Source organism: Stenotrophomonas sp. TWI700, from assembly GCF_039673645.1.
In the GTDB taxonomy this organism is placed as follows: Bacteria; Pseudomonadota; Gammaproteobacteria; order Xanthomonadales; family Xanthomonadaceae; genus Stenotrophomonas; species Stenotrophomonas maltophilia_AA.
Window position 1 is genome coordinate 100705 of record NZ_JBDJMB010000009.1, and the last position, 19484, is coordinate 120188.

The 19484-nt window shown below is 62.8% G+C and carries 18 protein-coding genes and 1 pseudogene; 7 read left to right on the plus strand and 12 right to left on the minus strand.

What is annotated here, in order from left to right; genetic code table 11:
* Positions 1-32: 32 nt before the first annotated feature.
* Entirely contained in the window at positions 33-902 is an 870-nt protein-coding gene (locus tag ABE473_RS09320) for a class I SAM-dependent methyltransferase (RefSeq protein ID WP_346489273.1), read from the plus strand.
* Between the two features lie 21 nt (positions 903-923).
* Here the strand turns inward: ABE473_RS09320 and ABE473_RS09325 are convergent, their stop codons facing one another.
* The 10 genes from ABE473_RS09325 to ABE473_RS09370 form a co-directional block, all read right to left on the minus strand.
* Positions 924-2390, minus strand: coding sequence for a glycosyltransferase family 4 protein (locus ABE473_RS09325; protein WP_346489274.1), 1467 nt, complete (start codon positions 2388-2390; stop codon positions 924-926).
* Positions 2387-3121: a glycosyltransferase family A protein gene (locus tag ABE473_RS09330; protein WP_346489275.1), complete on the minus strand. Its 735-nt coding sequence runs from the start codon at positions 3119-3121 to the stop codon at positions 2387-2389. The genes ABE473_RS09325 and ABE473_RS09330 overlap by 4 nt, the downstream gene beginning before the upstream one ends.
* 7 nt (positions 3122-3128) lie before the next feature.
* Positions 3129-4139, minus strand: coding sequence for a UDP-glucose 4-epimerase GalE (gene galE / locus ABE473_RS09335; RefSeq protein WP_346489276.1), 1011 nt, complete (start codon positions 4137-4139; stop codon positions 3129-3131).
* A 102-nt stretch (positions 4140-4241) separates the two neighbouring features.
* Positions 4242-5696 carry a hypothetical protein gene (locus ABE473_RS09340; RefSeq protein ID WP_346489277.1) on the minus strand — a complete coding sequence of 485 codons (1455 nt, stop codon included), beginning with the start codon at positions 5694-5696 and terminating at the stop codon, positions 4242-4244.
* Positions 5697-5803: 107 nt separating this feature from the next.
* The gene (gene rffA, locus ABE473_RS09345; protein ID WP_346489278.1) at positions 5804-6937 is read right to left on the minus strand and encodes a dTDP-4-amino-4,6-dideoxygalactose transaminase; all 1134 of its coding nucleotides are present in this window, start codon (positions 6935-6937) and stop codon (positions 5804-5806) included.
* 29 nt (positions 6938-6966) lie between these two features.
* Positions 6967-7350, minus strand: coding sequence for a hypothetical protein (locus ABE473_RS09350; protein ID WP_346489279.1), 384 nt, complete (start codon positions 7348-7350; stop codon positions 6967-6969).
* Entirely contained in the window at positions 7347-8102 is a 756-nt protein-coding gene (locus tag ABE473_RS09355) for a GNAT family N-acetyltransferase (protein ID WP_346489280.1), read from the minus strand. The genes ABE473_RS09350 and ABE473_RS09355 overlap by 4 nt, the downstream gene beginning before the upstream one ends.
* Positions 8095-9102: a glycosyltransferase family 2 protein gene (locus ABE473_RS09360; RefSeq protein WP_346489281.1), complete on the minus strand. Its 1008-nt coding sequence runs from the start codon at positions 9100-9102 to the stop codon at positions 8095-8097. Before ABE473_RS09360 ends, ABE473_RS09355 begins: the two co-directional genes overlap by 8 nt.
* 88 nt (positions 9103-9190) lie before the next feature.
* Positions 9191-10129, minus strand: coding sequence for an electron transfer flavoprotein subunit alpha/FixB family protein (locus tag ABE473_RS09365; protein ID WP_346489282.1), 939 nt, complete (start codon positions 10127-10129; stop codon positions 9191-9193).
* Positions 10129-10875 carry an electron transfer flavoprotein subunit beta/FixA family protein gene (locus tag ABE473_RS09370; protein WP_176990683.1) on the minus strand — a complete coding sequence of 249 codons (747 nt, stop codon included), beginning with the start codon at positions 10873-10875 and terminating at the stop codon, positions 10129-10131. The genes ABE473_RS09365 and ABE473_RS09370 overlap by 1 nt, the downstream gene beginning before the upstream one ends.
* Positions 10876-11137: 262 nt before the next feature.
* On the opposite strand from ABE473_RS09370, the gene rfbB reads away from it, so the two are divergent.
* The 5 genes and pseudogenes from rfbB to ABE473_RS09395 all read left to right on the plus strand — a co-directional run bounded on the left by rfbB (position 11138) and on the right by ABE473_RS09395 (position 15752).
* Complete coding sequence (gene rfbB, locus ABE473_RS09375) at positions 11138-12193, plus strand: dTDP-glucose 4,6-dehydratase (RefSeq protein WP_346489283.1); 1056 nt, start codon at positions 11138-11140, stop codon at positions 12191-12193.
* A 31-nt stretch (positions 12194-12224) separates the two neighbouring features.
* A complete protein-coding gene (rfbA, locus tag ABE473_RS09380) occupies positions 12225-13112 on the plus strand; it encodes a glucose-1-phosphate thymidylyltransferase RfbA (RefSeq protein WP_346489284.1) in 888 nt (295 codons plus the stop codon).
* A complete protein-coding gene (rfbC, locus tag ABE473_RS09385; RefSeq protein ID WP_346489285.1) occupies positions 13109-13666 on the plus strand; it encodes a dTDP-4-dehydrorhamnose 3,5-epimerase in 558 nt (185 codons plus the stop codon). Before rfbA ends, rfbC begins: the two co-directional genes overlap by 4 nt.
* Positions 13663-14553 carry a dTDP-4-dehydrorhamnose reductase gene (gene rfbD, locus ABE473_RS09390; RefSeq protein ID WP_346489286.1) on the plus strand — a complete coding sequence of 297 codons (891 nt, stop codon included), beginning with the start codon at positions 13663-13665 and terminating at the stop codon, positions 14551-14553. Before rfbC ends, rfbD begins: the two co-directional genes overlap by 4 nt.
* A 285-nt stretch (positions 14554-14838) precedes the next feature.
* Positions 14839-15752, plus strand: a pseudogene (locus ABE473_RS09395) (transposase).
* A 67-nt stretch (positions 15753-15819) separates the two neighbouring features.
* Here ABE473_RS09395 and ABE473_RS09400 read toward each other — a convergent pair.
* Complete coding sequence (locus ABE473_RS09400; protein ID WP_346489287.1) at positions 15820-17223, minus strand: mannose-1-phosphate guanylyltransferase/mannose-6-phosphate isomerase; 1404 nt, start codon at positions 17221-17223, stop codon at positions 15820-15822.
* Between the two features lie 16 nt (positions 17224-17239).
* Positions 17240-18589, minus strand: coding sequence for a phosphomannomutase (locus tag ABE473_RS09405; protein ID WP_346489288.1), 1350 nt, complete (start codon positions 18587-18589; stop codon positions 17240-17242).
* Positions 18590-18748: 159 nt separating this feature from the next.
* Here ABE473_RS09405 and ABE473_RS09410 point away from each other — a divergent pair, with 159 nt between their 5' ends.
* Positions 18749-19483 carry a CoA transferase subunit A gene (locus tag ABE473_RS09410; protein ID WP_346489289.1) on the plus strand — a complete coding sequence of 245 codons (735 nt, stop codon included), beginning with the start codon at positions 18749-18751 and terminating at the stop codon, positions 19481-19483.
* The last annotated feature ends 1 nt before the right edge of the window (position 19484 follow it).

A 19484-nucleotide genomic window follows, 5' to 3' on the forward strand; every position in this document is an offset into this window, starting at 1 on the left:
TGTTGACCCCCTTTGGACCGGAGAGGCGAAGCATGAAGCAATGTACCAAGTGCCATAGCTGCTATGAGGCGATTACCTGGGTTTGCCCTGCATGTGGCGTTGGGCCGCCGATCATTGATGGGCGCCCAGCGTTCGCCCCGGAGTCGGCGATCGCGACCAGTGGATTCAATCCCGAGGTCTTCTCCGAGCTCGCCAGCCTTGAGGCTGGAAACTTCTGGTTCGAAGCGCGCAATCAGCTACTTATATGGGCGCTCCGGCGACACTTTCCCCGGATGCAGAGCTTCCTTGAAATAGGCTGCGGTACTGGTTTCGTTCTCGATGGCGTCTCCAAGGCGTTTCCCGAGGCAAGGATGGCCGGCAGCGAGATACTCAGCGCCGGCCTACCATTCGCCGCCGCCCGTCTGGGGCAGGCCGAACTCCTTCAGATGGACGCCAGACGCATTCCCTATCAGGATGAATTCGAGGTGGTGGGAGCCTTCGATGTGCTTGAACACATCGAGGAGGACGAAGATGTGCTGGTCGAGATCCACCGCACGCTGGCCGCAGGGGGGGGCACGATACTCACCGTCCCGCAGCATCAGTGGCTATGGAGTGTGACGGATGAGCACGCGTGCCACGTGCGTCGCTATCGTGTTGGTGAGCTGCGCAGGAAGGTCGAGCGTGCAGGTTTCCGCGTTGAATTGGACACGTCGTTCGTGAGCCTATTGCTCCCGATGATGGTTGCTTCTCGGCTCTCCCGGAAAGATGCTCTTGCCGACGACCCCAATGCCGAGCTGAGGCTTTCCCCGATCCTCAATCGGATGCTGCTAGCGGCAATGACCGTCGAGCGGGTCCTGATCAAGGCCGGGATTCGCTTTCCTATCGGCGGTAGTGGACTGCTCGTCGCTCGCAAGATCCGCTGAGGCTATGCCTCGCGCTCAGGTTCACTGATCCGGTTGGGCATAGTGGGGAACCCGCCGGAGTTCGGCGATGAACCGCTCCCATGTGAACCTGCAGACGCTGTTCTTCTGTTCGCTGAGCCACTGAGCATGCGTCTCCGTGTCGACCAGGCTGCGGATGACCTGTTTGTAGGCATCCAGGGGGCCCTCACTAGCGACCAGCTGGTCACTCGGAATCAGGTCGCTGATGCCGCCAACGTTGGGGGCAACAATCGCGATGCCACAACTTGCCGCTTCAAGCAGTACATTTGGAAGGCCATCCCAGCGTGTCGTGTATACATACGCCAGATGGCCGCTGCTGACGATATCGGCGAATCGTTCGTAGCTCCCATGCAGGCTCACGTTCCTCAGTCGTTTCAATTGCTTCAGATGTGGGTCGTTACCATTGAGCGGCGAGCCATGAACGTCCCAGTGGAAATCCGGCATCGATTCCGCCAGAGAAATGAGTAAGTCTGGTCGCTTCTGCCGCTCCAACCTACTTGCCCACAGTAGTCGCTTGCCCGCGACAACATTGTCCTGCTCGGCGCGCGCTGGCGGCATGTCAGGGGCAGGGAAATGAACAACGTGGAACAGTGCTGGATCCGCGCCAAGCGTTCTACACCAATCGCGCGGCGAGGCGCTGTTGTCGGTGATGACTGCGTCCAACCATCGGTGGCAAGTGGGCAGATAGTGTTGCGCCAGACCCTCGCGGCGTCCTTCAGGACTAAGCTCATCGCAGTAGAGTGAGGAAAATACCCGGGAGTTCTGCCGGATGGCTTTCCCATACCTTTCAACGGTACGCCATGCCGTATGGGAATTAATGATGTGGATCCGTTTCGGAGCCAGCTGAATCAGCAGGCGCGCAAGTACCCGCTCCTGCTCATGCTGGGTGTTGCTTAGAAGCGAAAGCTCGGGGCCCAGCTCGATGAAGGGAATCGATGGATCGAGCCGTGCTGCCCACGGGGACCCGCCGATTTCAGTGGCAAGCACCAGCGTTCGATGCCCGAACACCTCCTTGCAGGCACGCGCATGGTGGAGGGCGCCGAGATCGGCACCTCCGCGCTTCAGCCACGGAACCAGAATGATGGTGTCGAACTGCCCGTTACCGATTCTCTGTCTAATGCGCTGATAAGCGTGACCGGCCTGTGTCCAATGGAGCGGAGGCATGAAGGCCACCGGAGCCTGGCCGAGAACAAGTTCCGGTGTCAACAGCGGGTCTACCCGGATCGACAGATCCCGCAGATCCTCTATGGCCCATGAGGGCAGGTTGCGCATTGAAGGAGGCGGCGGCAGTAATACCCGGCGCACAAGCAGCGATTCGCCCGAGGGCCAGTTTCCGGATGGATGGATGATCTTTGCGAGCCGCAGCATCGCCGCGATCAACCGGCGCTGGACGCTGTCCGGCAACCGCCCGAGCAGCAGCTGGTCGAACAGGTGGTAAGCAGCGCGAAGGATACGCCGGAGAACGGTCATTGAAGGTCGAACAGGCTGGTCGGAGGAATCAGGGCATCTTGGCTTGAATGGGCATTGTTCAGTGAGCCAAAACTCTTCTTTCTAACGTAGTGCACCGTGTCTGGTACGACCAGATGCGCATTGCCCTTGGAAAGGGTCTCGCAGTTCCAATGCCAATCTTCAAATCCAAATCCGGACTCTCCGGGACGGGCTCGTGCATAGGGCGTCTGGAGGTAGACGTCGCGGGACGCAAAGCTGCAGGCATTCCAAGGGTTCGTGACCAGCATGCACGCCGAATCGAACGTTGCCTCGTCGCTGCCTGTCTGCCACCAGAGCGCGGTCTCCGCCTCGAACGTAACCACGAGCTGGGGATGCAGGATCGTGTTCCGTGCATGCAGGTCGCTGAATCTTCTGCAGCGGACAATGAAATCGGCCGAAAGATAGTCATCCCCATCACAGATCAGGACCTGGCTCCCGGAAGCGGCCAGGACGCCGGCATTTCGCGACATGCCGAGGTCGCCGCAATCCAGGCATAACAGGCGGTCCACCGCTCCGCTCTGTGCATGTCCCGAAAGAATGCGCGTCGTTTCCTCGTCGGCTCGATCAAGCGTCGCAAGAATCTCCAGTGAGATGCCCGCCTTCTCTGCAGCCTCTCTGCAGCGAAACAGCGAGAGAAGACTCTTGTGTGCCAACAATCCCTCACGGTGGAAAGTGATAAGGGCGGTGACATCCGCACGAAGGTGAGGCGACATCGTTGGGTCACTCCTTTCTGGATGCCAAGCGCAGCTGCCAGCGCCAGGCATCCCTGCACATATCATCCAGATCCCGCGTGGCCGTCCATCCCAACAGCTCACTCGCGAGAGATGGGTCGGCGAAGCACGAAGCGACGTCGCCTGGGCGCCGCTGCACGATCTGAACCGGGATGCTGCGTCCGATCACGCGCTCGTACGCAGCAACCACTTCAAGGACGCTATAGCCATGGCCGGTGCCAAGATTCAACGTGGTGCTGCGCGCTGTGCGATCGAGGTATTCGAGCGCCCGCACATGGGCGATGGCCAGGTCAACGACGTGGATGTAATCGCGCACGCCCGTTCCGTCGATCGTTGGGTAATCATCGCCAAACACCTGCAGATACGCGCGCTGGCCATTGGCGACCTGCGACACATAGGGCATGAGGTTGTTCGGTATCCCGCTCGGGGACTCACCGATCAGGCCCGAAGGGTGGGCGCCAACCGGATTGAAGTAGCGTAGCGACGCAACATTGAGTTGCGGGGAGGTGGCCACCACATCTTCGAGCAGCTGTTCACAGATGAGCTTGGTCCGCCCATAGGGATTGGTCGTGCGCGTGATGGCGGACTCTGGAATCGGGCACTGATCCGGTTCGCCATAGACGGTTGCAGAGGAGCTGAATACGAATCTCTTGATTTCGCATGCCTGCATTGCCTGCAGCAGAGCAATCGTGCCCGAGATGTTGTTCTCGAAATAATCGAGGGGGCGTTGCCATGATTCGCCAACCGATTTCAACGCGGCGAAGTGGATGACCGAATCAATATCGTGCTCGCGAAGGATCCGCTCGACAAGGGGGCGATCACGAATGTCGCCCTCGATGTATACGGGGGCACGTCCAGCTATGGAGGTCACGCCAGCTACGACAGTCGCATCGCTGTTCGCAAGGTTGTCCAGGATGACCACGTCATGGTGGAGTGCCAGCAGTTCAACCGTCGTATGGGAGCCAATAAATCCGGTGCCGCCGGTTACCAACACTTTCATCTTGAAGTACCTATGGGTAATTTCAGAACACAAACGCATTAAAGGGGAAGGGGCGTCCACCCACAAGCCTGCGGCCGGGCGGTCTCGCCACTGACACGCTGGTCAGTGCATGCAGACGACAACTTCGTCGCCTTCCCGATGCAGTGAAGCGGAGTTTGGATATTTTGCCGAAGTCGAGCACAGTTCGCTGAACTCCGGAGCAAGACGAACCGTCTGATCACGCCCCGTAGCCTCGTCGAACAAGGGGTCGAGGGCCCAATCGACACTCAATGCCGAGATGTTGAGATCTCCCTGGGCGATGCTCTGGGCGATATCGTGCGCCCATGAGGGCCCGACGATTGCCAGCTTTCCAGGGGCGTCGGGGTACTTCTCGTTCGCGAGCTGGGTAATATCCCTAGCCTGCATCTGATCCCAGCGGTTCAAGCGTTGCTGATTCGAAAGAATGGTTGTGCTGTGTGCCGCGAAAATGCTGGCACTCACAATCAGAAGAATGCCGGCAAGTGACGTTCTCCTGCTGTCGACCGGAATCGCCATGGCGATTGCTGCAGCCAAGGCAAATGGGACTGCGATCAGTGTCCGGGGAACCGGCCACCACGATGCGGATGCTGCCGTAGGAATCAGTGCCGCGGCCGTGGCAACCATGAAGGTCAGTAGTGCGATGCCGGCCAGGCGGGGATTCCGGGGAAGAAGGCCGGCGAACAGAAGGACGAAGGCGGTCAGCGCGATGACCTTGGAGGGCCAGGCTACGATCGTCTCCGAACGCGTCCAGAGCAACGGCAGCAGGCGCATGACGTCGTTGGCGCGCTCTGCCAGCACTCCAGTGGCGACCAACTGGGTGCGCTCCATAGCCGGCGTATCGAACACGACGATGCAGAGTTTAGCTACGAGCATGTTGCCAACAATCAACACGGCTCCGGCCAATGCGGCATGGTAGATCGGGGAGATCCAGGCCGCGCGCCGCAGAACTTCTGCGCCGAGCACAAGCGGGGCGTGCCGCTGTTGACGGCGAAGATGCACGCACAACACCGCGATGGCCAGGAAGGACGTGGCGAGTTGGTTGAAACCCATCACCAGTGTGCCAACCAGGATGCTTCCGATCAGTGGGAGCAGCCGGACTGGGTGATTCGCCAGCGCGGTTCTATACAGCCGAAGCGCGTACCACATGCCAAGGAACATCAGGGACATGGGCAGCGCTGACTGACGGAAAGACACATACTCCGTGTAGTAGGGGTGAGCGCCCAGCAAAGCGCCAAGGCCGATGGCGACTGAGGCCGAACCCTTCTTTGGAAGGTCAAGCGCGTCTTTGAAGAACAGCCCGCTGAATACTGTAGTCGCGACAAGCCCGATCGTCGAAAAGCTCGACATCGTCAGATGGCTTGCGTGCACGACGACATCCATCAGGGCGCTGGCATAGCGTCCTTGCGAAATGAAGAACGCAGCGAGGCTCTCGCCCCCGCCCTGCCGGATGATGCCGTAATCATCAAGCGCGTAGCCTGTCGTGAAGCCGATGAGCTTCGAAGCCAGGAAAAATGCGACGTATGCCAGCAGGAACAGCATGCCGGCATCGACGTGGCGCTTCCATGAATGCTCTTGACCACACCCCGCATGGGAGGGAATGCTGCCATCAGGATCCGTTTGGCGTGCCACCGATGCTGGGCTCGTCATCACTGCACCTTGTGGATTGCTGCATCGGCAGCACTCAATACAGCGTCCAGTTCCGGTTCGAGCCCAAGCCAGAGCGGCAGGCGAACCAATCTGCTGCTTATGTCATCGGTGACACGCATGGCTCCAGCCGTTCTGCCGAACTGCTCGCCTGCTGGCGAAGAGTGCAGGGGAATGTAGTGGAACACCGTCTGCACGCCACGTTCCTTCATGCTGGAGATGAACTGGGTGCGGGCTTCCAGGGTGGGCAGCAACAGGTAATACATGTGCGCGTTGTGTGCACACTCATCGGGAACGATCGGGCGCCGCAACGCACCAGCGGCCTCGTGCGGTGCCGCCCAGGCGTGGTAACGATCCCAGATCGCCAAGCGTCGGGCCGTGATCGCTTCAGCGTCTTCCAGCTGCGCACTAAGGAAGGCCGCGATGATTTCGCCGGGCAGATAGGATGACCCGACGTCAACCCAGGTGTACTTGTCCACCTGGCCTCGGAAGAAGCGGCTGCGGTTGGTGCCCTTTTCACGAATGATTTCCGCACGCTCCCCGAACTTCGCGTCCCGGCACAGCAACGCACCACCTTCTCCGGAGATGACATTCTTGGTCTCGTGGAAACTGAAGGCACCGAGATCGCCAATGGTGCCCAAGGGGCGCCCTTTGTAGCGAGACATGATGCCTTGCGCCGCATCTTCAATGATCACAAGGCCGTGGCGCTCGGCGATCTCCAGGATGGCATCCATTTCGCAGGCCACGCCAGCGTAGTGGACGACGCAGATGGCGCGTGTACGCGGGGTAATCGCAGCCTCAATCAGGGTTTCGTCGATGTTAAGGGTGTCGCGACGCACGTCGACGAACACCGGTACTGCACCACGCAGGGCGAACGCATTGGCAGTCGATACAAAGGTGAAGGACGGCATGATCACTTCATCGCCCGGCTCCAAGTCCAGAAGCAAGGCTGACACTTCCAACGCTGCAGTGCAGGAGTGAGTCAGTAGTGCGGTCGCGGCGCCGGTACGTTCTCGCAGCCACTGGTGACATTGCTTGGTAAACGGGCCGTCTCCTGACAGGTGGCCATTGGCATGAGCCTGGCCAATCATGGGGAGTTCCTTGCCGGTCATGAACGGGCGATTGAACGGAATCATGAGGTCTCTTCGCGGGAAGCAGGGTGAGATCAGCCTTGACTGATGATGATCAGGCCGACTATGACGGTGGCCAAGCCGATGGTCTTTGACAGGGTGAATGCCTCGCCGAACAAGGGCACGGCTGCGATGCAGACGATGAGGAAGTTCAATGCCATGAACGGGTAGGCACGGCTGAGTTCCAGCCGCGAAACGGCGAGCATCCAGCACAGCGACGCACCGAAAGCGGCGACAAAAGCCGAAATCACCCACGGTTGGAGCAGCAACTGGACTACGACCGGCAGCTTCCCGAGCCATCCCAAGTTGGTCGCCTGGTACGAAGTGGCCTGCCACTTGATGACGAGCTGGCCATAGCTGGTGAGCAGAACGGTTGCGGCCACCATGAGCCACGGGAAAAAGGCGCTGGTGGGGTTCACGGCTTGCTCCGCTGCGCGCTCAAGCGGCGATCAATATGGAAGGTATCGTAGGCATTTGCCAGTAGCAGGCCGGAACGCGACCATTGACGCTGTACGGTGTAGTTCCAGATCTGCGTGGAAATACTCAGCTTTGTCAAACCCTGTTCCGCATAGTGGTGAAGCAGGTGACGCAATAGCGTTCCGTAGTGTCCCCTCCTCTCAAAGGCAGGATGGACGGCGTTCAGCACGATCTCGATGCTCTTGCCCTGGACATCACACGTGGCGAAGCCTGCTGCGGCGTCTTCGTCGAACACCAGCCAGGTATCGTTAGAGGAATCGGTGGGGTCCGCACGACTCTGCGCCCATTCAATGTACCCATCGAGAATCTGCTTGGCTGGCAGCAACGGGTTGGCGGCATAGTGAGCGCGATAGCCTTGGAAGGCCGCAGACGCGATATGGTGGATCGCCTCAAGATCGGTCGCCGACGCACGCCGCACATTGCCGGCTTCTTTGCCCGCCGGGGAGGGAAGGGGAGTGTCATAGTAGACAAGCGTGTCGGCATGGATCAGCGTCTCCCCCTGTTGTATGAGTGCATTGGGGATCGTGCAGGCACCTGCAGGAAAACGCGCGATGATCAGATCGGCCAACGAAGCGTGAATCGCATGGATGGCGATGTCTTCAGGCGTATTCGCGCCGATGTTTGCACGCTCGACGTGAATCGCGAAACGTTTCGAGTCCAACGGTGAGGGCCTGAGCAGACGATGTTCAGTCATGGCGGACACTCCAGGAATCCTGCCAGACCAGGTACTGCGGGCGCCGTTTGGTTTCGTTGTGCATGCGTCCAACATAGAGGCCGACCACGCCGATGCTGGCCATGATGAAGCTACCCACCAGCCAGACAGAGGCGAGGATGCTGGTGAAGCCAGCAACACGGATGTCCCCCATCAGATACCGGTAGACGGCAAAGGCGGCAACGCACAGGCCAACCCCGGTGAGCGCGAAGGAGGCGGTCATCACCAACCGCAACGGCTTGTCGGAGAAGGAGAGTGCAATCCGGGTAGCCATCTGCAGCAGCTTCCCGAGCGTATAGCCGCTCTTGCCCTCGCTTCGCTGCGCGTGCTCGACAGGAATGCGGACTGTCCGAAAGCCGGTCCAACGAGCTAGAAGCGGAAGGAATCGGTCCGTCTCAGGCATCGCATTCATGGCATCGATGACCTGTCGGCTGTACGCGCCGAAGTTCGCGGTGCTTGGATCGTAGTTGGTTTCAGTGAGCCAACCCAGGGTGCGATAGAAGGTGCGCGAACCGGTGCGTTTGAACCATGTGTCCCGACGCTCGATGCGCTGGCCGAGGACTATCTCGACGTCGTGTGTAAGTGCTTGCAGAAGTGCAGGAATCTCTTCGGGGACATCCTGCAGGTCGCAGTCCATCACGACGATGGCGTTGCCACGGGCGTGGCTGGTTCCTGCACTGATGGCTGCGTGCTGCCCGAAATTTCGGGAAAGCCTCAGGCCGCGTACCTCCGCATGCAGGTGGGATAGTTCACAGATGCGGCTCCATGCTTGGTCCGGGCTGTTGTCGTCGACGAAGATGACCTCGGCCGTCCGGCCCATGCCTGCGATCGCCGCCAGCACCCTTTCGGTCAGTTCTTCAAGGCAGCCGGCGCACCCGTAAACTGGAACGACGACGGATACATCCGGAGAGAATGAACCTGCCCGCATCGCATTTCGATGCAAGTCATTCTGTGGCACTGGCGTTGAGGACGACGAAGACACGCTTGCAGGAGATCCTGGACAGGGCGGGAAGAACGTCGGCCGCACAAGGCGGCCGACGTGGCAGAGCCTACTACCTCACAGCTTAACCTTACAGCGCCGCTTCCAGCTCCGGCAGCAAGGTGAACAGATCGCCCACCAGGCCGATATCGGCGATCTCGAAGATCGGGGAGTCCGGATCCTTGTTGATCGCGACGATGGTACCGGCGTCCTTGATGCCGGTCAGGTGCTGGATCGCGCCGCTGATGCCCACGGCCACGTACAGCTCCGGCGAGATGATCTTGCCGGTCTGGCCGACCTGCAGGTCACTCGGCACATAGCCGGCGTCCACGGCGGCGCGCGAGGCACCGACGGCGGCGCCCAGCTTGTCGGCCAGCTGGAAGATCACCTTGAAGTTCTCTTCCGAACCCACGCCACGGCCGCCGGAGACGACGCGCTTGGCGCTCTGCAGGTCCGGGCGGTCGGTCGCACCGGCGGCCAGGCCGATGAAGCGGGTGTGCGACGGCAGGGTCGCCTCCACGCTGGCCGCTTCAACCGCGGCGCTGCCACCCTTGGCCGCTTCGGGCCAGGACGCGGCACGCACGGTGGCCACGACGATCTGGTCGGCCGGGACCTCCACGGTGATGATCGCGTTGCCGGCGTAGATCGGGCGCTTGAAGCTGTGGCTGCCTTCGACGGTCATCAGGTCCGAGACCTGGTTGACCCCCAGCAGCGCGGCCACGCACGGCATCAGGTCCTTGCCGAACGTGGTCGAGGGGCCGAACACATGGGTGTAGCCGGTGGCCAGCTGCGCGATCTGCGGGGCCAGCACCTGGGCCAGCGCCTGCGCGTTGGCGGCGTTGGTCACGGTCAGCACCTTGGCCACGCCGGCCAGCTGCGCGGCGTCGGCGGCCACGGCGGCCGGATCGGCGGCCAGCACCAGCACGTCGATGCTGGCGCCGCTGATCGCGGCGGCCGCGCTGACGGTCTTGGCGGTGGCGGCGTTGAGCTTGCCGTCGTGGTGTTCAGCGACAACGAGGATCTTGGTCATTACAGCAACCCCTTCTGCTTGAGTGCGGCGACCAGTTCAGCCGCGTCCTTGACCATCACGCCCTTGCTGCGCTTGACCGGCGCGGCGTACTGGGTGGTCTTGAAGGTATCGGCGGCGTCCACGCCGAGGTCGGCCAGCTGCAGGGTCTCCAGCGGCTTGGCCTTGGCCTTCATGATGTCCGGCAGCTTGATGAAGCGCGGTTCGTTCAGGCGCAGGTCGGTGGTGACCACGGCCGGCAGATCCACTTCCAGCGTTTCCAGGCCGGCGTCGACTTCACGGGTGACCGTGGCCTTGCCGTCGGCGATCTCCAGCTTGCTGGCGAAGGTCGCCTGCGGGCGGCCCCACAGCGTGGCCAGCATCTGGCCGGTCTGGTTGGCATCGTCGTCGATGGCCTGCTTGCCGAGGATGACCAGGTCCGGCTGTTCCTTCTCGATCAGCTTGAGCAGGGTGCGCGCGGCGGTCAGCGGCTGGATGGCCTGGTCGGTCACGACATGGATGGCGCGGTTGGCGCCCATGGCCAGGCCGTTGCGCAGGTGCGCCTGGGCATCGGCCGGTGCGATCGTGGCGACCACGACCTCGGTGGCGATGCCCTTGTCACGCAGACGCAGCGCTTCTTCGAGGGCGATTTCATCGAACGGGTTGGGGGACAGTTTGACGCCGTCGGTGACCACGCCGGAGCCGTCCGGCTTGACCTGAATGCGGACGTTGTAGTCCACCACGCGCTTGTACGCGACGAGGATTTTCATCTGGTGCTCGATCCTTCAATAACGGGGGAACGTCCGGTTCTGTACACAGCAACCGGTTCTCGGGTGGGACAGCGATTCTAACTGGCGCAGGGGCACCATGCGAATGCGTATGGTTGTGCTGCAGTGCCGCATGAAACCGAGGGGAAACCCATGCCGTTCACGCTGGGCGGGCAGTCGTGAAGACGGCCGGCATGTATCCTGTTGCGCTGAGTTGGGGCACCACCAAGGGTCCCTGCACGCGCATCGAACAGGAGAACAGGTAGTGCCCACATGGCTTGTCACCGGCGGAGCCGGATTCATTGGCGGTAACTTTGTCCTCGAAGCGGTCGCCAAAGGCGTGCGCGTCATCAATCTCGATGCGCTGACCTACGCGGGTAACCTCAAGACCCTGGCCTCGCTGGACGGCAATCCGGACCACGTGTTCGTCGAAGGCGACATCGGCGACCAGGCGCTCGTCGCTCGCCTGCTGGCCGAACACCGCCCGGACGCCGTGCTGAACTTCGCTGCGGAAAGCCACGTGGACCGCTCCATCGACGGCCCCGGCGCGTTCATCCAGACCAACGTGGTCGGCACCCTGGCGCTGCTCGAAGCGGTACGCGACTACTGGAAGGCACTGCCGGCCGACAAGGGCCAGGCGTTCCGCTTCCTGCACGTCTCCACCGATGAGGTGTACGGCACTCTCGGCGAGACCGGCAAATTCAGCGAGACCACCCCGTACGCGCCCAACTCGCCGTACTCGGCGTCCAAGGCGGCCTCTGACCATCTGGTGCGCGCATTCCACCACACCTACGGGTTGCCGGTGCTGACCACCAACTGCTCCAACAACTACGGCCCGTATCACTTCCCCGAGAAGCTGATCCCGCTGGTGATCGCCAAGGCCCTGGCCGGCGAACCGCTGCCGGTCTATGGCGACGGCAAGCAGGTGCGCGACTGGCTGTTCGTGAGCGACCACTGCGAAGCGATCCGCACCGTGCTGGCCAAGGGCCAGGTCGGCGAGACGTACAACGTGGGCGGCAATTCGGAGAAGCAGAACATCGAGGTGGTACAGGCGATCTGCGCCCTGCTCGATGCGCGTCGCCCGCGTGAGGATGGCCAGCCGCGCGCCGGCCAGATCACCTACGTGACCGATCGCCCGGGCCATGACCGTCGCTATGCGATCGATGCCTCCAAGCTCAAGGACCAGCTGGGCTGGGAGCCGAAGTACACCTTCGAACAGGGCATCGGCTTCACCGTGGACTGGTACCTGGACAACCAGGACTGGGTCAACGGCGTGCTCGACGGCAGCTACCGCCTGCAGCGCATCGGCACCACCGCCTGAGCGCGGTGATCACCAGACAGAGGACAACCGCATGACTCAACGCAAGGGCATCATCCTCGCGGGTGGTTCGGGCACGCGCCTGTATCCGATCACCAAGGGCGTCAGCAAGCAGCTGCTGCCCGTGTACGACAAGCCGATGATCTACTACCCGCTCAGCGTGTTGATGCTGGCCGGCATCCGCGACGTGCTGATCATCAACACGCCGCACGAGCAGGCGCTGTTCCAGAGCCTGCTGGGCGACGGCTCGCAGTGGGGCATGAACATCGAGTACGCCGTGCAGCCGAGTCCGGACGGGCTGGCGCAGGCCTATTTGATCGGCAAGGACTTCATCGGCGGCAAGCCGAGCTGCCTGGTGCTGGGCGACAACATCTTCCACGGCCACGGCCTGCGCGAAATACTGCGCGACGCTGACCAGCGCGATACCGGCGCCACGGTGTTCGGCTACTGGGTCAACGATCCGGAGCGCTACGGCGTGGCCGAGTTCGACAAGGCCGGCAAGGTCATCGACCTGGTGGAGAAGCCGGATAAGCCGCGCTCGAACTATGCGGTCACGGGGTTGTACTTCTACGACGGTAACGCCAGCGATTACGCCGCCGAGCTGAAGCCGTCGCCGCGCGGCGAGCTGGAGATCACCGATCTCAATCAGCGTTACCTGCGCGAGGGCAATCTGCACCTTCAGGCGCTGGGCCGTGGCTATGCGTGGCTGGATACGGGCACGCATCAGTCGCTGTTGGAAGCCTCCAACTTCATCGAGACCATCCAGACCCGCCAGGGCCTGCAGGTCTGCTGCCCGGAAGAAATCGCCTTCGGCCAGGGCTGGATCACCGCCGAACAACTGGAGGCGTTGGCGGCGCCGTTGATCAAGAACGGCTACGGCCAGTACCTGCATTCGCTGGCATTGCGGGGCGTGGTGCCGTGAAGCTGATCGAGACCGCGCTCTCCGGCTGCAAGGTGATCGAGCCGGCCGTCTTTGGCGACGATCGCGGTTTCTTCTTCGAAACCTGGAACGCGGATCGTTTTGCCGAGCATGGCCTGCCGGGCGCATTCGTGCAGAGCAATGTGTCCGCCTCGGCCAAGGGCGTGCTGCGGGGCCTGCATTACCAGTGGCCGCGCCCCCAGGGAAAGCTGGTGACGGTGCTGGAAGGCGAGGTATACGACGTGGCCGTCGATATCCGTCGAGGCTCGCCGACCTTCGGCCAGTGGGCTGCGGTGGTGCTGAGTGCGGAGAACAAGAAGCAGTTCTGGATTCCGGAAGGCTTCGCGCATGGTTTCGCCGTGCTTTCCGAACGTGCACTGTTCAGCTATCTGTGCACGGATGTCTACGTCAAGGAAGCCGATGCTGGCATCCGCTGGAACGATGCCGACATCGCCGTCGACTGGCCGATCAGCGCACCAACGCTCTCGGGCAAGGATGAAACCGCGCCGTTCCTGAAGGACATCGCCGAGGACCGCCTGCCGGTCTACCAGCCGTGACGATCCTGCTGCTGGGGGCCAATGGCCAGCTTGGCCAGGAACTGCGACGTGCGCTGGCTCCGCTGGGTGCGATCGTAGCGACCACGCGCAGCGGCGCGCTGCCCGACGGAAGCGTGTGCGAGGTCGCCGACTTCGACCAGCCTGGCTCGCTGACCGCACTGCTGGACCGCGTCCGGCCGACGCTGGTGGTCAATGCCGCCGCCTACACCGCGGTCGACCGCGCCGAGGACGACCGCGATGCCGCCTTCCGTACCAATGCCGAGGCACCGGGCGTGCTGGCACGCTGGTGCGCGCAGGCCGGCGTCCCGCTGGTGCATTACTCCACCGACTACGTCTTCGACGGGCAGGGCACGCGCCCGTATCGCGAGGACGACGCGACGGCACCGCTCGGCGTGTATGGCGCCAGCAAGCTGGCTGGTGAGGACGCCATCCGTATGGCCGGTGGGCGCCATCTGATCTTCCGCACGGCGTGGGTGTATGCCTCGCACAGCGCAAATTTCCTGCGCACCATGCTGCGGGTGGGCGCCGATCGTAGTGTGCTGCGCGTGGTCGCCGACCAGGTGGGCACGCCAACGCCGGCAGCGCTGATCGCCGATGTGACCGCACAGGCGCTGCAGCACGATGGCGCACTGTCGGGGACCTGGCATCTGACGGCCACCGGTGAGACCAGCTGGCATGGTTTTGCCGAGGCCATCTTCACCGAGGCCGTCGCCGCCGGTGTGCTGGCGCGCGCGCCGACCGTCGAGGCGATCACCACGGCCGAGTATCCGACGCCGGCCAAGCGGCCCGCCTATTCGCACCTGGATGTGGCAAAACTGGAGCAGGATTTCGGCCTCACCCTGCCGCGCTGGCAGGACGGCCTGAAGCAGGTCATCGCGGAATGCTGACCGAGGCGTAGAGCCACGCCATGTGTGGCTGACGCGGTGCAGGATCACAGGCAGGTTATCCACGCATGGCGTGGATCTTATCTCTTGCCGATCTGGCATTTTAGGTGCCGAGAGCCCGGCGTGGGCGACCGTGTGGATCTAGGTCTTGCGACCGCTCGGTAGCTTGGGTCCCCACGCCGGATTCTCCCTGATCCGCCCGAACAGTTGATCGAGTTGGCGCTCGGACTGATAAGACTGGGCAAGCGGGGGGAGCTCTCGACCCTGTCAGCCTAGCGGAGTTTTGCCATGTATGGGATCGGGATCGACGTGAGTCAGGCCGCGCTGGATGTGGCCGTCCATGAACACAATTTCGCCAGTTCAGCAACGATAAGCGCGGTTTTGCTCAGTTGATTCGATGGCTGAAACAATGGCCTGCCAGGCAGGTCGTCCTAGAGGCCAGCGGTGGCTATGAGCGTGCTGCATTGGACGCGTTGCACGAAGCCGGCCTTCCGATGGTTCGCATCAATCCAGCTCGGGCACGCCGCTTCGCCCAAGGCACTGGACGTGCCGCCAAAACAGATCGGCTCGATGCAGCCGTGCTGGCGCAGATGGCCCACCTTCTGCCGCTTACCCGCTATGTGCCGCCGGCGCCTTGGCAACGGCGTTTGGCCGAATTTGCCCAGTGCCGCCGTCATCTGGTGCAGATGCGCGTCAGCGAGACGCAACGCTTGCGGCAGCTGACCGATCCGGTCCTGATCACGATCAAGCAGCGCCATCTTGCCCAGCTGGCCGAAGACATCAAACAGCTGGACAAAGCCATTGCCCAGCAGCTTGACGCGCAGCCCGGCTGGAAAAACATCGGGACCCTCAAAGGCGCTGGGCCGATCCTGGTCAGTACCTTGGCCTGCGAACTGCCAGAGCTGGGAACCCTCGGGAGCAAGGCCATTGCCTCGCTGGTCGGCCTGGCCCCAATGAACCGCGAAAGCGGTACCTGGCAGGGCAAACGGAGCATCGCCGGCGGCCGTGCCGTAGTACGGGAAGCACTCTACATGGCCGCGCTAACCGCTATTCGTTACGAGCCAAGGCTGCGCGATTTTTACGCCACCCTGAAGGCCAAAGGCAAGGCCAGCAAGGTGGCGCTGGTAGCCGTCATGCGCAAAATGCTCGTCATCCTCAACGCCCGCAAACGGGACGCCGAGGCGGCCCTGGCAGGCATCTGACAAGACAGTTGCTACCGGCAATGAAAAAACCCGGCCTTGGCCGGGTTTTTTTCGATCATCCGCATGCTCAGGTACGACCGTACGTGTCCTCGAACCGCACGATATCGTCCTCGCCCAGATAGCTGCCGGACTGCACTTCGATCAGCTCCAGCGGCAGCTTGCCCGGATTCTTCAACCGATGGGTCACACCCAGCGGGATGTAGGTGCTCTGGTTCTCGGTGAGCAGCAGCACTTCTTCGCCGCGGGTCACTTCAGCCGTACCGCTGACCACGATCCAGTGCTCTGCGCGGTGGTGGTGCATCTGCAGGCTCAGCGTCGCACCCGGTTTGACCGTGATGCGCTTGACCTGGAAGCGGGCGCCGTTGTCGATCGAGTCGTAGGCGCCCCACGGCCGGTACACCTTGCGGTGCCACGTCGCTTCGGGACGACCCTCGGCCTTGATCCGCGCGACGACCTGCTTGATCTCCTGCATGCGGTCGCTCTTGCCGACCATGACCGCATCATCGGTTTCGACCACGATCACATCGTCGAGGCCGACCAGTGCGATCAGGCGCTCGCCGTAGGCGAAGGTGTTGCGGCAGTCGATCGCGATCACGTCGCCGTGGTGCGCGTTGCCGTCCCCATCCTGTTCGGACACGTCACGCAGTGCCGTCCACGAGCCCACATCGTTCCAGCCGGCATCCAGCGGCACGACCACGGCGTCGGCGGTTTTTTCCATCACCGCGTAATCGATCGAGTCCGATGGCACGGCGGCGAAGGCCTCCTTGTCCAAGCGGGTGAAATCGCTGTCGCGGCGCGCCTGCTGCCAGGCGGTGCGGCTGCCGGCCAGCATGGCGGGATTGAACGTCTCCAGCTCGGCCAGGAAGCGCGAGGCCTTGAAGAGGAACATGCCGCTGTTCCAGAAGTACTCCCCCGACTGCACGTAGGCACTCGCGGTTTCAGCATCCGGCTTCTCGACAAACCGATCCACGGCGCGGACATCACCGTTGGAGGCTGCCTTGATGTAGCCGTAGCCGGTTTCCGGGCCCGTCGGCACGATGCCGAAGGTCACCAGCTTGCCGGACTCGGCAGCCGGAACCGCGCGAAGTACCGCAGCACGGAAGGCATCCTCATCGGCGATCACATGGTCCGACGGCAGTACCAGCAGCAGCGCGTCATCGCCATCGCGGGTCGCTTCCAGTGCGGCCACCGCGATCGCCGGTGCGGTGTTGCGGCCGACCGGCTCCAACAGGATCGCCTGCGGCGCCACGCCGAGCTGCTGCAGCTGCTCGGCGGCGACGAAGCGGTGCTCCTCGTTGGCGACGATCAGCGGCGCGCGGCCGGCTATCGCTGCCACACGCTGCCAGGTCGCCTGCAGCATGGTCTGTTCGCCGGCCAGGGCCAGGAACTGCTTGGGGTAGGACTCGCGCGACAGCGGCCACAGGCGGGTGCCGGAGCCCCCGGAAAGGATGACGGGAAGAAGGTTATGCATGGTGGGGGTACTCGCCTCAGGCGTCCTTGAGTAACTGCGAAATTTCATCGGTGCGCGCGCGCAGCAGTGCTGCATCGCCGCGGGTTTCAACATTCAGGCGCAGCAGCGGCTCGGTGTTGGAACTGCGCAGGTTGAAGCGCCAGTCGCCGAAATCGGCACTGATGCCATCGGTGTGGTCCAGCGCCGGTGCCTGCGCGGCGTAGTGCTCCATCACGCGGGCGACGGAACGCTTGGCATCGGCCACCTTGAAGTTGATCTCGCCACTGCACGGGAACTTCTGCATGCGCGCTTCGACCAGATCGGCCAGCGAGCGGCCGGATTCGGACACCAGCGCAGCGATCAGCAGCCACGGGATCATCCCGGAGTCGGCATAGGCGAATTCGCGGAAGTAGTGGTGCGCGCTCATCTCACCGCCGTAGACGGCATTTTCCGAGCGCATCTTTTCCTTGATGAAGGCGTGGCCGCTCTTGCACAGCACCGGCTGGCCACCGGCGTCCTCGACCATTTCCACGGTGTTCCAGGTCAGGCGCGGGTCGTGCACGATCTTGCCGCCCGGCTGGCGCGCCAGGATCGCCTGAGCGAGCAGGCCGACCAGGTAATAGCCCTCGATGAAGCGGCCGTTGTGGTCGAAGAAGAAGCAGCGGTCGAAATCGCCATCCCAGGCGATGCCGAAGTCCGCGCCATGCTCGCGCACGGCCTGCGCGGTGAGCTCGCGGTTTTCCGGCAGCAGCGGATTGGGGATGCCGTTGGGGAAGCTGCCATCGGGCTCATGGCAGATGCGGATGAACTCCAGCGGCAGGTGCGGGGCGAGCAGGTCGACGATCGTGCCGGCGCCGCCGTTGCCGGCATTGACCACCAGCTTCAGCGGCTTGAGCGCCTTCGGTTCGATGTAGCTCAGCAGATGCGCGATGTAGGCGCTCTTGTCCGGATGCGACTGCAGGCCGGCGGTCGGCGCGGCGGCGGGCGCCTGGTCGGCTTCGACCGCATCGGAGATCGCGAACAGGCCGGTATCGGAGCTGATCGGCCGGGCCTGCTCCTTGACCAGCTTCATGCCGTTGTAATCCATCGGATTATGGCTGGCGGTGACCATCACGCCGCCGGCGGCCTTCAGGTGATCGACCTGGAAATAGACTTCCTCGGTCCCGCACAGGCCGATATCGAGCACTTCACGGCCGGCGCCGCGCAGGCCGGCGGCCAGGGCGTCCTGGAGGGCCCCGCTGGTCAGGCGGACATCGTGGCCGACGACCACGGTGCCGGGCGACAGCTGCGCGGCGAGTGCCACGCCGATACGGCGGGCCAGATCTTCGTTCAGTTCATCCGGAACCCGGCCGCGGATGTCGTACGCCTTGAATGCGGGGAGCGTCATCTATTCAGTCCTTCTGACAGTCAGCGCAGTAGTTTAGCCGCTGCCGTGTATGGGAATCGTTTTCAGGCGGGTGGGCGGGCGGGCAGCGGTCTCCAAAGCCGGGGAAACCCCCGTGCAATGGCTACAATGCCTGCTTCCATCAACGAGGTGAGGGCGTAGATGAGCAAGTCCCCAGACAACGCCGGGCGACGTGGCAAGCAGTACGCCAGTGCGGCCGAGGCGCTGCAAGGTGCCGTCGCCGATGGCCAGACCCTGGCGGTCGGCGGATTCGGCCTGTGCGGTATTCCCGAGGCCCTGATCGCCGCGCTGCGCGATACCGGTGCCAAGGATCTGACCGTGATTTCCAACAATGCCGGCGTGGATGGCTTCGGCCTTGGCCAACTGCTGGCGACCCGGCAGATCCGGAAAATGATCTCGTCCTACGTGGGCGAGAACAAGGAATTTGAACGCCAGTACCTGGCCGGCGAGCTGGAGCTGGAATTCAACCCCCAGGGCACCCTGGCCGAGCGCCTGCGTGCCGGTGGTGCGGGCATCCCGGCCTTCTTTACCGCGACCGGCTACGGCACGGTGGTGGCCGACGGCAAGGAAACCCGCGAATTCGATGGCAAGCACTACGTGATGGAGACCGCGCTGCGCGCCGACGTCGCGCTGGTCAAGGCGTGGAAGGCCGACGAGGCCGGCAACCTGGTGTTCCGCAAGACCGCGCGCAACTTCAACCCGGCCTGCGCGATGGCCGGCAAGCTGTGCATTGTGGAAGTGGAAGAGGTGGTGCCGGTGGGCAGCATCGATCCGGACCAGGTCCACCTGCCGGGGATCTACGTGCACCGCATCGTGCACAACCCGCATCCCGAGAAGCGTATCGAACAGCGTACCGTGCGCCAGGAGGCGAACTGAG